Origin of the sequence: Micromonospora sp. NBRC 110009 (assembly GCF_030518795.1) — a bacterium.
GTDB lineage: Bacteria > Actinomycetota > Actinomycetes > Mycobacteriales > Micromonosporaceae > Micromonospora.
In genome coordinates this window covers 4,661,242-4,672,977 of the sequence record NZ_CP130427.1, presented here as the reverse complement: position 1 = coordinate 4,672,977, position 11,736 = coordinate 4,661,242, and the positions used below count along the sequence as shown (strand labels likewise).

Here is an 11,736-nt window from a genome sequence, read left to right as displayed (position 1 = left end):
AATCAAGCCGACCTGGATGCCAGGAACCAGGAGTCTGCGGCGGAGGACAAGCAGTGGTCGATCAGGTGATCGAGCAGGTCTACCTTTACATACCGCCGGAGATCCAGGCTCGAATAGCCACGAGAGAATTGTTCCGCATCGGCAGCGTGGTTCGAGATGCCGCCACGGGACAAGTCTTCAAGCACCTGGATGAGGTCGCCGGCCCGGTAAAGAACCAAGCAGAGCGGGCTGCAGCGACTCTCAGAGGCAGGCTACGAAACCCGTGGGTCATCGTCGGGGTCACCGCTGCGGGAGTGGCAGTCGTTGGAGGCGCTGCGCTGGTCGCCGCAAGGAAGCGCAAGCGTGCGATCCCCGACTGCCTCAAGAATTTCAACGCCTCGTTGCGCGCTTATCTGGAAGCAGCTCGCGAAGGACGACTAGAAGTTGGCGTCGTCAACCAGCTCATTTCCGACCTGGATGCGGTGCAAGCCTATTCCGTCGACGGCGTTATCACTGTTGATCTTTCGGTCGAGCAGTGGAAAACGCTGGTCAATCTCGTTGGCGATTACACGCGAAAACTTGCCGAGGCGAACTCCATAGCGCCGGACGAAGTTCTAGGAGACGCGACCGATTCCGAGAACGATAGCGTTGTCGACCTGCGCCGCTACCTTGAGGCTCAGAGAAAGATCTTTGCCAGACGGGCGGCGTGATCATCTGCTCAATGGCGGCCGGCCCCCGATAGCCCAACGGGGGTGCGGGCCCGTGGGCCGCCGCTCAGGGCCCCGGCAAAGTCGTTAGGTGATGCCGAGTAGTGCGAGGGGGGTGCTGTCGCGGGCGTGGTGGCGGTTGGCGGCGGCGATGTTGGTGATGCCGGCGGTGCGCACTTGGCGAATTGCTCGGGGTCGAAATCCTCGCCCAGGTCCTCCAGGTTGATCTCGTGCCGAGCAGCCGGGAGTTTGGCTTCAGCAAGTTCCTCTGGGCCGTGAAGGGTCAGTCGACACACGTGGCAGGCAAAGGCTTGCGGGTTTAGTTCAACCGACCGGCCGAAAGTAATGTAGGACTGTATTGGCGTTGCCCAGTGGCTCGACGTCGTAGTCCGCGACGGGATCCACATCGACACGACCGAACAGCCGGCCCCTCTGCTTGCACTGGGGGCACGGAGCGTCGACCCCCCACAATTCGCTGCCGAAGTCGCCCGGGTTCAGTGCATCCGCCGCCGACTGCTCGAGCCGGCTGACATGGTCCACGGCCTTGCTGCTGCGTGTTCGATCTTGTGTCCGAGGGGGAACACGACCCGAAACCCCACCGCCGATGGTCGTGGCTGCAACCCTAGAGCTGGCATAGCTCGCCCCCGCACGGCATGGGCCAACCGTCGCGAACACGCCGACCAGCGTCGGTCTCATCTCACGTCGATGTAGTGAGGTGTGCGCAAGTCCCGTCGGACCCGGGCCGCCGAGTGGTGGCGTTGCGGTTGCAGGAAGAAGGCCACCTCGTCAGCGCCGTCTAGCCGGGTGGCGCGTCGGTTGACGAGCTGGTCGACAACCTCGTCGCTGGCGTGCGGCAATTGTTCGCACCACTCGTGGCGCGTCGACTCGCGCAGCGCGTCGAGGTCGACCTGCTCGACCCGGATCGCAAGGTCGGCAGGACGGTCCGGCGCGGCACTGCGGCCCATGATCAAGTTGGTCGCATACTGGTAGCCAGCATCGACGAAGGTGGGTGCGCAGGCAACGCCGGTCTCGTCGTCGGCAACGACCATCCGGTGCCCCAGGCCGACGCCGCCGAGTACTCGATCGACCGCTGCAAGCGCCTCCGCCGGCTCCACGGGCGCGGTCAGAATCACCTTGTTGTGGTCGTACGAGGCGGAAAACCTGTCGTGGAGCACCGCGAACCCATAGGGCATATCGACGATTCGGTGCGCCTGCCGGCGCGCAACGTCATGCGTGAACGCGATGGCGCGGGCGAAGCCGGATTCCATCATGACCGGCAGGCTACCGGGGCTGGCAATTGCACTGCATGGGTTGATCGCGTCCGTGGACACGTAATGCCGTGGCGGCTGTTCAGCGGGCCGACGGGCTCCGGTTCCTGCTCCGCGATGGCGACACGAAGTTCACTACGGCCTTCGACACGGTCTTCACCGCCGCCGGTATCGACGCGCTCCGCACGCCGCCACAGGCCCCGAGAGCGAACGCCTTCGCGGAGCGCTGGGTCGGCACGGTACGGCGGTGAGTACACCGATCGGATTATCATCGGCGGCGAACGGCACCTGGCGAGCGTCCTGACCGAGTACACGGAGCATTACAACGGCCACCGGCCACACCGGTCACTCGGACAGCGACCACCGAACCCACCGCCGCAGGTCGTCGACCTCAACGCCGCCCGCCTCCAACGACGCCCGATACTGGGCGGACTGATCAACGAATACTCGCAGGCAGCGTAGCCAAATCTGGTTTGCGAACCCACAGGCGATCGCGTGGGCTTTGCGCCGCCCCCACCGCGGATGCTCGGCAGAGATCTGCCGCAGCCTGGCACGCAGCACCTCGTCAGCATTACGCCTGCCCGCTGTGGGCCTGCGTTGCGCGTAGCGGTGCTGCCCGACCACCCGGCACGCACCTCGCTGGGACACTCCGAAGCGCTGCTGCACCAGACTCACGGCGGCGCCGGCGGCGCTCCGGACTTACCACTTTCCCCGGTTCAGCTCCTTGAGCATGTCGATGTCCAACAGCTGGTCAGCGACGATCTTCTTCAGCCGGGCGTTCTCCCGCTCCAGGTCCTTCAGCCTGCTCCAGCTGCTGCACACCTCGGGCAGGGCGCCGCCCTGCCCGATCAGCTTCTCGCCCTCCCGCAGCTTGCGGATGATCTGCTCCGGCTGGGCCGCCGTCGGGTACCCATCGCTATGATCCCTCCCAGCGCCATCATGGTGCATCGGGTTCTCTCAACAAGCGGACCACTTCACGGGGATCCAGTCATCCAACTTGAGTCCCCTTACCTTGGTCCAGCCGGGGAACCAAATGGTCGGGCGTGGGTTACTTGGAACTGCGGAGCAGGAAGCATGCGGGCTGCTTTGCGCGCGTGATCCGCTCCCGCGCCGCCTGGGCGGCTGAGGCGTGCCCTCGGGACCGTCGCCGTCGCTCCCAGATCGATTTCCTCCTGCGGGTATCGAGGTCCTCGGTGAGAGCGGTGCGCAGGGCGCTCGCCGTGCGCATGAGATCGGTGTAGCTGCCGTCACTGAGCGGATCGTCAGGATCCCCGTCGTGAGTCAGCAGGGCGGCGATCAGTTCCTGAACGTCTCCGTACCTCGCCTGAGCGGATTCGGACAGGAATAGTCCACCCTTGGTGTAGTACCAGGAGCGCAGTGTCTCATGCAACTCGTTGAGAGTGCTGCGGGTGAGGACCGTTCGTGGCCATACGGATACGGCTGCGGTGGCGCTCCACAACAGCGGGTAGAACTCGAGCCGTTGATTACGCAACGTCTCGTCGATGCCGGCTCGAGCGCTGATCCAGCTATTCACCAACGCGAGGATGCCAGCGGTGAGCAGGCCAAGCACAGCAGTGGCCACGACCCGCAAGATCTGGGTGGACACGTCCGGTCAAACTCCTTACAGGCCGGCTTGTCTTGGGCTGGCGACCGATCGGGCCGCGACCGAGCCCTCCGCCGACGCCTCTGGCTACAGCCTCAAGATTGATTTCTCATCATGATGACGCTGGGCACGTCCATGCGGAAGTGCCGGATTCCGGGCGAGGTGAACCGCCGGCGATTCCTCGCGGAGCTTGCGGCCCCGTTCGGAAGGCCGGAAGATCAAGTAGCTTGACTGCCGTGGCAAGTCGTTCGGCGGGGGGGGGGTCAGGGTTATGCTGCTGCGTCGCCTCCTTTGTGGAGTATCATTCGCAAGCCCCTTCCAGCTTCCCGACCGTCGCCGACGAACAGACACGGCGGCTGGTCGAACCGCTGCACCAGGCGCACTGCCAATGGGTTCGGAGCCTCAGCTCCTGGGACCCGTACCGGTGCCTGGGCGGTAGGCCGCAGAGGTGCTCACTGATCGGTCCATGCCGGCTGCTGTCAGCTGTCGGTGCACGGCCCGGTTGCCGTCAAGTCACTGCTACTGATACTTGCCCTTCGAGCGTCAATAGGAGTGAGGCAGGCTCGGCGGCCCGGCGTTGAGACCGGCGATAGGCCCGATGCGCTTCGAGCGCCGTGCAGTGAGCGACCAGCACCAACGCTGCTACCGGGAACCGCAGACCGCTCGGGTGTTGGCAGCGCTTCCGCTGCCTCGCGCAGCCGACGGCCGGCTGGTCCTGGCGGTAGACATCACCCGCTGGCTGCGACCGGACGCGCACACCTCCGCGGAGCGGACCCTAGTGTCACACCTACGGCCGCGGCAAGGACCAGCACGTGATGATCCCTGGCTGGCCGGACTCGTTCGTCACGGCGTTGGAGCCCGGTCGCAGTTCCTGGACTACGCCGCTGGATGCTCAGCGGCTCGCGCCGGGCGACGATGCCGCCACCGTCACCGCCGGGCAGCTCCGCCAACTCGTGCAGCGACTCATCACCGCTGGGTGGGAAAGACCTCGCGGCACAACCGGCCGGCGAAGGGCATGCGCGACCCGCCTCCGGTGAGCACCACCAGGTGCGGGCACCGGTCGCTGAGCAGGTCCGCCACCTCGGCGAGCACGGCATGGAAGTCTTCGCCCCAGCCGCCGGGCGCCGCCACCATCTGCGGAATCTCGAGATCGAGCAGCCATGTCCACGCGGTCGCAACGATCGGCAGGAAGCATTCCTCGCACGACTCTCGCAGGTCCATGATCCGTCGCGACACGCCGGAGAACTGCGCCTCCTTGGCCCACCGGCAGGCCAGGAGCAGGAAATCCGGGCCGCCGTCGGCGGTCAGCGCCTCCATCAGCGCGCGTCGTGGTGCAGCGCGGCCCGGACCAGGCCGGCAAGTTGCTCGCCGATCTGCCGGCAGCCGAGCGTGGCGCCCACTGGCAGGTTCCTCGGTCAGCGGTCCTCGACGATCGTCAAGTCCGTCGTGGACGAGTCGATGTCGGCGACCAGAACCCGTTCGAGTTGCCTTCTCGTCGCGACCCCGGTCGCGTACGTGCAGGAAAGCCGACTGCGACTTCGGCATCAGCCGCCCCGGCAGGCACAGCAGGCCGAGGTGCCGGCTGTACGGGGCGACCGCCTCGGGAGGCCATCCCGCCGGCTGCCCGACGAACGCTATGGCGTCCTCGAAGACCTCCGGATGGTGCTCCCGGAACTCCGTCAGCAGGGACTGCGCTAAGATGACGGCATCCGGGGTCTCGAGGGAGAGGGCGCCCGGCGCTCGCTTTAAGTTGACGCTGAAGCGTGTCGCCCCGCGGCTGATCACGGCCTCGTCGCCGATGAGCCGGCGTCGTTCCGCGGCGGACGGCGATGCTTGTCTTGGTCGTCGGCGGCAATGGCCTCCACGGTGTCCAGTCCAGACAGCACGCCGTCAAGAGCTTCGCCGATGATCTCCCCACCCGGCAGCTCCTTCACCATGCTGCCTACAGCCGTCCGAGCCAAGCCCGCAGCGCTCTTGAGCCACTTTCGGACCGAGACGGCACGCCTGCGCCCTAGTACGGCAGCCGCCGTTTGAGATATCGCTGGTTGGGCGGGGTGGACGCGAGGCGGCCACCGCGTGATCGTCTGTATGTTGTGGACATAACTTCAGATCTGGCGGTGGCCGCAGGCCACAGCGTAGACCCTGCCGGGTGGGAGCGGGTCATGGCCGGGGTGCTCGGGTGCTTCGCGGGCCGGTTCGGGCGGGTGGAGCCGCGGCGGGCAGCGGCAGCGTTGGTGACCGGCCTGCTGTCTGACCTTGAGGTCAAGACGTGCTGGCAGTTGGCGGAGCGGGCCGGTCACGCCCGGCCGGATGCGATGCAGCGGCTGTTGTACCGGGCGGTGTGGGACGCCGATGTCGTCCGTGATGACCTGCGGCAGCTGATCGCCGACCGGTTCGGTGCCCCGGACGCGGTCCTGGTGGTCGACGAGACCGGTGATCTGAAGAAGGGCATGCATTCGGTCGGGGTGCAGCGGCAGTACAGCGGCACCGCCGGGCGGATTGAGAACAGCCAGGTGGGGGTGTTCCTGGGCTACGCCGGCTCCGACGGGCACACCTTGATCGACCGGCGGGTGTATCTGCCGGCGTCGTGGACCGAGGACCGGCAGCGGTGCCAGGCCGCCGGGGTGCCCGACGAGATCGGATTCGCCACCAAGTCGCAGCTGGCCGCTGACATGATCACCGCGGCTCTGGACGCCGGCGTCCCAGCGGGGTGGGCCGCCGCGGACGAGGCTTACGGCAACAGCGCGGCCTTCCGTGCCCACCTGCGCGAACACGGGCTCGGCTACGTGCTGGCGGTGTCCCGCAGCCATCTGGTTCCGCTCGACGGCGGCAAGGCCCGGGTTCGCGCCGACCGGGTCGCCGCCGACCTGCCCGACCGGGCATGGCAGCGCCGATCAGCCGGCGCCGGATCCAAGGGCCCACGCTTCTACGACTGGGCCTGGCTCGATGACGTCTGCACCGACGCCGACCCCGACGACGGCGGCCGGCACAGCCTCCTGATCCGAGCCAACACCACCACCTGGGAGCTGGCCTTCTACCGCTGCTGGACTCCACGCCCGGCCAGCCTCGCTCAGCTCGTCCGCGTCGCGGGCATCCGCTGGACCGTCGAAGAGGCCTTCCAGGCCGCCAAGAGCCAGGTCGGCCTGGACCAGCACCAGGTCCGCCGCTGGGACTCCTGGCACCGGTTCACCACTCTGGCCCTGGCCGCCCTCGCCGTCCTGGCGATCTGCGCCGCCGACGCCGCCCACCACGACCCCGCCGACACCGCACTGATCAAGCTGACGGTCAACGAAGTCCGCCGCCTGATCAACGCCTGCATCATCCGACCGATCATCGACCTCGCCCACCGTTTGCACTGGTCACAGTGGCGGCGCAGGCATCAAGCCCGAGCCCGACGATCCCACTACACACGCCGCCTCAACCTGGAACTCCAGCCATGATCCCGAACGGCGGCTGCCGTACTAGCGCGCTCGCTAACCGCTCGAGCGCCAGACGAAGTGCCCCACGCTTCGTCCGGGACACTTTCCCGCCTATGCCGCCGGCAAGAAGGCCTTCGTCGAGGCCGCCTTCGGCTATCGCCGCTTGCATCTCGCCGATAGCGATCCACAAGTAGGGTGTTGCGGCCACGGCCGATTCCCTCAGCTCGGGTACGCACCACAACTCGATCGCCGCGTCTCGATAGGCGAGTACCAAGACCGCATGGGCCTGCCCTACAAGCTCGTGCGCAACGCGACGCGGATCGTCGGCCTGCTCCCATGCACTGGCCAAGGAATCCGAATCTTCATCTGTGCTCGGCATGCAGGTTCCCTAATCCAGAGCTGACGCCAGCCGTCCGGTTCATCGTGGTCTGGAGTCGACAGTTCTTCGTGGTCGCGTCGTGCACCCTGACAAACGTCGAGCTGGCGCTGCCCCCGGTTTGCTCGTTTCCCGGTATGGCAGACCGGCGTGCCAAGTTGCCGGCGCGCGGCACAAGCGGGTCGCCGGTGGAAACTGGCAACGAGGTCAATCCTGCTCGTCGTCACGGCCGTTCTGAAAGTCATCCTCGTCCTCGACTGATCTCTCAGTCGGCTCGGCCAATACGGCCCCACATCGCCTGATCAACTCGTCTGCGGCACCGCTCCGCAACTTCGCGGCTCTCTCCTGCTTGGACTCGGCATTGCATTCACGCTCGGCGAGCGCGCCGGACAGCGTGGTGATGGCGCTCCACTCGTCGCGCAGGCAGTCCATCGTGTCGCCGAGGCAGTCGAGGAACCCCTGGACGGTGAAGCCCTTCCAGAGCTGCGCCGGACGCAGCCGCCAATCCAGCACGAGGGCGCGGGTCAGGAAAGGGATCTTGTCCGCGCCGTGCGCAGCATTCTTCACCTCGTCGGTGAGCGCGTCGGCATCGGACGCGGCGGTGGAGGCCCGCTCGGTCAGCGCGGTCGCCTCGGCCTTCAGGCGGCCGAAGTAGTCGTCGAGTGCCCCGGCCTCATACCGCATGATCGCGATCCGCCCGGCCAGCGCGGCGTCCGTCTCCGCCTCGCCGATGTCGGCGCCGGGGGCGCAGGGCGGCCGGTTGCAGCCGGGCGGCTCGGACGCCTGCTCGATCTCCCGGCGCAGGTCGCGCCAGATTTGGCGAACCCGGCGCTGCTTGTCCTCGTTGATGTCGCAGCGTAGGTCCTCCAGCGTCGCGTCGTTGACGGTACGGGCCTCACCGGCGACCCTCTCCGCGTCCTCTCGCGTCTTCGGGTAGCCGTCGGTGGCCTCGGTCACGTCCATGTCGCGGGGCGTGAGGATGCCGTCTGCCTCCGCCTCCACCTCGGCGCGCCGCTCGCGGCCGCGCTTCTCGCAGCGGTACTCGATCCGGCCGGCGTCCTGCTCGGTGGTCATGCTCCACCCCCATCTGCTCGAGACAGGGGGCAGTCTCGCCGTGCCGCTGTCACCGCGGCGTCGCCCGGCGACGGATCGGTGACGATCGGGGGCCCAGCATCGGGGGCATGGCCGGTTACAAGGCACTCGCCGCCGTGGGCAGCAGCGTCCAGACGTTGCTGCGCCGCGGCATCGATGTGGTGATCCCGCCCGGCCAGCGCCGTCCGGCGCCGATCCTCATCGGCACCAAGGACCTGGACGACCTCTCCAAGCCGGGCGCGGCCATCAGCTACCCCGCGCTGGCCATCTTCTGCTACCGGCTCAGCGTCGACCGGGAGACCCGGCCGGCCTGGTCGGCGGTGGCCGAGTCGGACGGGATCCCCCGGCTGCCGCTGTGCATGCACCTGCTGATCACCGCTTTCGACGAGACGGTGGAGAGCGAGCTGCAGTGGCTGGGCCTGGCCGGCAGCCTGCTGGAGACGACAAGTGTGCTGTCCGGGTCGCTGCTGGACAGCGACGGCGCCTGGCGCGACGGCGAGACCGTCCAGGTGACGCCGGAGGACATGGCACTGGAGTCGATGAGCGAGGCGTTCCAGGCGCTCACCGCGAACTTCCGGCTCTACCTCCTGTATCAGGCCAAGGTCGTGGTGCTCGAGGGGCTGCCCGGCCCGATCGACGGCCGGGTGGCCACGGTCGGCGCCGACCTCCGGACGATGGCCGGCCGATGACTGGCCCGGACGAGCTCGTCACGCCGCTGGGCCGCATCCCGGTGCGGCACCGGCTGGCGCTCGCCGTTCAGGCGGTCGACGCGGTGACCGGCCGCCCCGCGGCCGGCGTACGGGTGACCCGGGAGACCCGGCGACCGGCGCCGGCGACGGACAACGGCCGGGGCCGGCTGGTGCTGCGGCACGACCGGCCGCTGCCCGCGACGGTGCTCATCCGGCTAGACGATCCGGCCGGTCGCTGGGTGTCGCGGCGGCTCGAGGTGGCCATCTTCGGCTACGACGAGGTCCGCGCCGCTGACCTGGAGCCGCCCGCGGGCGCCCGCATCCCGGCCGGCGCCCGGGCGGTCCGGCCGTGGCTCAAGCCGGCCACCGGCTATCCGGCGCCGGCCTTCGCGACCGGCATCCGGTTCGGCGTGCGCCGCGGCCGGACCAGGATCCCCTGGCCGCGCCTGGAGGTCTTCGACAGCGCGGGCCGGCCCGCCGGCTGGGCGCACGGCGATTCCCGTGGCGAGGTGCTGGTGCTGATCCGCCCGGACCCCGGCGCCGCCGGAGCCGTGCCCATCGTCGTCCGGGTGCACGAGCCGGCCGGGCAAGGCCCGCTGCCGGGCCTGGAGCCCGTCGGCAAGGCGCCGCCCGACCCGGTGATCCGCGGCGACGTGCTGCCGCCCGGTTACCTGCCCCAAGCCACCGACCACCTGCTGTCCTGCACCGTCGGCCGGGTGGCCGGCGTCGCCGACCTCGACATCAGTTGACGCGCCCCAGGGAGGCCCGCGCATGCCCGAGTACTTGACCCCAGCCGTGTACGTCGAGGAGACCAGCTTCCGGTCACGGTCCATCGAAGGCGTGCCGACCAGCACCTTCGGCATGGCCGGGGTGACCGAGTACGGCCCGGTGCCAGTGCCGTCCGGGGCCGTCCCGCTGACGCCGGCGCCGACGCTGGTGACGAGCCTGACCGAGTACGAGCGCGCGTTCGGCGGCCTGTCCGTCGCCGGCGCGCCCTGCCGGGTCGCGATCGCCGCCCGCGCGTTCTTCGCCAACGGCGGACGCCGGCTGTACGTCTCCCGGGTCTTCTCGTTCACCCGGACCGCCGGCCCCAACCCGCAGATCGACGACGCGGCGAACTTCGCGTCGCTGGCGGCGCCCGCGACCGGCACCCCGCTCGCGCGGTGGCGGGCCCGCTGGCCGGGCAGCTTCGGCCGCCAGATCAAGATCACCGTTGCCCTCCGGCGCAGCCGGAACGTGCTGGTCGGCGGGCAGCTCGTCGGCCTGCAGCCCGGCGCCGCGGTGGAGACGGCCGCGGCCGGCGCCGCCGTGCCGGCGAACACCACCGCGCCGGCGCCGGCCAACGTGCAGATCATCGCCCGGGCGCCGGACGGACGGCTCGGCTACCGGGCGGCCAACGGGGTGACGATCCCGCCGGCGAACACCTCGGCCTGGCACCTGACGCTGGTCGTCACCGTGCAAGCCGGCGAGCGCGTCGACGCGTACAGCGAACTGGAGCTCGACCCGGCGCACCCGCGCTCGATCTTCAACGTGCTGCAGCGGCAGGACCCGCCGGACGAGTTCGCGTTGGTGTGGCTCGACTCGGGCGCCGCCACTCCGCCGCCCGGCCAGCTGGTCGCCGCACTGCTCACCCCGGACACCGGGCTCTTCCTCACCGGCGGCGGGGACGGGCTCGCCGTCACCCCGGGCGATCTGATCGGGCGCGAGGCCGACCCGGACAAAATCGCCGAGCCGGCGACCGGGCTGACCGCCCTCGGCGAGATCGACGACATCGCGATCGTGGCCATGCCCGACACCGTGGATTTGCCGGTCGGCGACCAGAAGACGGCCGTCGACGGGGTGCTCGGGCATTGCGAGAGGCTGCGCTACCGGATGGCCATCGTGGATCCGCCGCGGGACAGCTCGATCAGCGAGGTTCGCGAGTTCCGGTCCAAGTTCGACAACAAGTACGGCGCGCTCTACTACCCGTGGGTGCGGATCATCGACCCGACCCGCAAACCCGACCCGGGCGGCCCCACCCCGATGCTCGACGTCCCCCCGTCCGGCTACGTGGCCGGCATCTACGCGCGCAGCGACATCGAGCGGGGCGTGCACAAGGCGCCGGCGAACGAGGTGGTGCTAGGCATCGACCGGTTCGTCACCAACGTGACCTTCGACCGGCAGTCGGTGCTGAACCCGGAGGGCATCAACGCGCTGCGTTTCTTCGAGGGCCGGGCCAACCGGGTGTGGGGCGCCCGGACGATGTCGTCCGACCCCGAGTGGAAATACGTCAACGTCCGGCGGCTGTTCATCTTCCTCGAGCACTCGATCGACAAGTCGACCCAATGGGCGGTCTTCGAGCCGAACAACGAGCGGCTGTGGGCGTCGATCCGGCAGACCGTCGAGGACTTCCTTCGTACCGTCTGGCGGACCGGCGCGCTCATGGGCACCCGGCCCGAGGAGGCGTTCTTCGTGCGCTGCGACCGCACCACGATGACCCAGAACGACCTGGACAACGGGCGGCTGATCTGCCTGGTTGGGGTGGCGCCGACCTACCCCGCCGAATTCGTGATCTTCCGGATCGGCCAGTGGACGGCCGACAGCCAGAGCAGCTGAGGAGCAGA

Annotated in this window: 14 protein-coding genes and 1 pseudogene; 8 read left to right on the top strand and 7 right to left on the bottom strand. The window is 68.7% G+C overall.

All coding sequences use genetic code 11. The features are described from left to right. Positions 1-53: 53 nt before the first annotated feature. Positions 54-689: a hypothetical protein gene (locus Q2K19_RS22235; RefSeq protein ID WP_302763414.1), complete on the top strand. Its 636-nt coding sequence runs from the start codon at positions 54-56 to the stop codon at positions 687-689. A gap of 689 nt (positions 690-1,378) precedes the next feature. Here the strand turns inward: Q2K19_RS22235 and Q2K19_RS22230 are convergent. Continuing rightward, on the bottom strand, positions 1,379-1,957 hold the full coding sequence (locus tag Q2K19_RS22230) for a hypothetical protein (protein WP_302763412.1): 579 nt from the start codon (positions 1,955-1,957) through the stop codon (positions 1,379-1,381). A gap of 68 nt (positions 1,958-2,025) precedes the next feature. Here Q2K19_RS22230 and Q2K19_RS22225 point away from each other — a divergent pair, with 68 nt between their 5' ends. Both Q2K19_RS22225 and Q2K19_RS33550 read left to right on the top strand, forming a co-directional pair. After that, positions 2,026-2,205: a hypothetical protein gene (locus Q2K19_RS22225; protein WP_302772916.1), complete on the top strand. Its 180-nt coding sequence runs from the start codon at positions 2,026-2,028 to the stop codon at positions 2,203-2,205. A 13-nt stretch (positions 2,206-2,218) separates the two neighbouring features. Continuing rightward, a complete protein-coding gene (locus Q2K19_RS33550) occupies positions 2,219-2,416 on the top strand; it encodes an integrase core domain-containing protein (protein ID WP_302772703.1) in 198 nt (65 codons plus the stop codon). 237 nt (positions 2,417-2,653) lie between these two features. On the opposite strand, the gene Q2K19_RS22215 is transcribed toward Q2K19_RS33550, so the two are convergent. Together Q2K19_RS22215 and Q2K19_RS22210 are read right to left on the bottom strand one after the other, a co-directional pair. Next, positions 2,654-2,902 carry a hypothetical protein gene (locus tag Q2K19_RS22215; RefSeq protein WP_302763410.1) on the bottom strand — a complete coding sequence of 83 codons (249 nt, stop codon included), beginning with the start codon at positions 2,900-2,902 and terminating at the stop codon, positions 2,654-2,656. Positions 2,903-3,002: 100 nt separating this feature from the next. Beyond that, complete coding sequence (locus Q2K19_RS22210) at positions 3,003-3,560, bottom strand: hypothetical protein (protein ID WP_302763407.1); 558 nt, start codon at positions 3,558-3,560, stop codon at positions 3,003-3,005. Positions 3,561-4,227: 667 nt separating this feature from the next. Here Q2K19_RS22210 and Q2K19_RS22205 point away from each other — a divergent pair. Then, a pseudogene (locus Q2K19_RS22205) lies at positions 4,228-4,540 on the top strand (transposase); the annotation flags it as partial. Here Q2K19_RS22205 and Q2K19_RS22200 read toward each other — a convergent pair. Continuing rightward, positions 4,524-4,874 carry a hypothetical protein gene (locus tag Q2K19_RS22200; RefSeq protein ID WP_302763405.1) on the bottom strand — a complete coding sequence of 117 codons (351 nt, stop codon included), beginning with the start codon at positions 4,872-4,874 and terminating at the stop codon, positions 4,524-4,526. The pseudogene Q2K19_RS22205 and the gene Q2K19_RS22200 overlap by 17 nt on opposite strands. Positions 4,875-5,338: 464 nt before the next feature. After that, positions 5,339-5,494 (bottom strand): hypothetical protein, encoded by a 156-nt coding sequence (locus Q2K19_RS22195; protein ID WP_302763403.1) that lies wholly within the window; start codon positions 5,492-5,494, stop codon positions 5,339-5,341. A gap of 225 nt (positions 5,495-5,719) precedes the next feature. Between Q2K19_RS22195 and Q2K19_RS22190 the strand changes: the two genes are divergently transcribed. After that, positions 5,720-6,997, top strand: a complete 1,278-nt coding sequence (locus Q2K19_RS22190) for an IS701 family transposase (protein ID WP_302772701.1) — start codon at positions 5,720-5,722, stop codon at positions 6,995-6,997. On the opposite strand, the gene Q2K19_RS22185 is transcribed toward Q2K19_RS22190, so the two are convergent. Both Q2K19_RS22185 and Q2K19_RS22180 read right to left on the bottom strand, forming a co-directional pair. Then, positions 6,975-7,355, bottom strand: a complete 381-nt coding sequence (locus tag Q2K19_RS22185; RefSeq protein ID WP_302763401.1) for a hypothetical protein — start codon at positions 7,353-7,355, stop codon at positions 6,975-6,977. The two genes, Q2K19_RS22190 and Q2K19_RS22185, sit on opposite strands and share 23 nt — an antisense overlap. A gap of 204 nt (positions 7,356-7,559) precedes the next feature. Next, a complete protein-coding gene (locus Q2K19_RS22180; RefSeq protein ID WP_302763399.1) occupies positions 7,560-8,426 on the bottom strand; it encodes a hypothetical protein in 867 nt (288 codons plus the stop codon). 107 nt (positions 8,427-8,533) lie between these two features. Here Q2K19_RS22180 and Q2K19_RS22175 point away from each other — a divergent pair, with 107 nt between their 5' ends. Genes Q2K19_RS22175 through Q2K19_RS22165 form a run of 3 tightly spaced genes read left to right on the top strand, consistent with a single transcriptional unit; the run spans position 8,534 to position 11,728 of the window. Continuing rightward, complete coding sequence (locus Q2K19_RS22175; RefSeq protein WP_302763397.1) at positions 8,534-9,133, top strand: Pvc16 family protein; 600 nt, start codon at positions 8,534-8,536, stop codon at positions 9,131-9,133. Next, the gene (locus tag Q2K19_RS22170) at positions 9,130-9,882 is read left to right on the top strand and encodes a hypothetical protein (RefSeq protein ID WP_302763395.1); all 753 of its coding nucleotides are present in this window, start codon (positions 9,130-9,132) and stop codon (positions 9,880-9,882) included. The genes Q2K19_RS22175 and Q2K19_RS22170 overlap by 4 nt, the downstream gene beginning before the upstream one ends. Before the next feature lie 22 nt (positions 9,883-9,904). Beyond that, positions 9,905-11,728: a phage tail sheath family protein gene (locus Q2K19_RS22165; RefSeq protein ID WP_302763392.1), complete on the top strand. Its 1,824-nt coding sequence runs from the start codon at positions 9,905-9,907 to the stop codon at positions 11,726-11,728. Positions 11,729-11,736 lie beyond the last annotated feature (8 nt).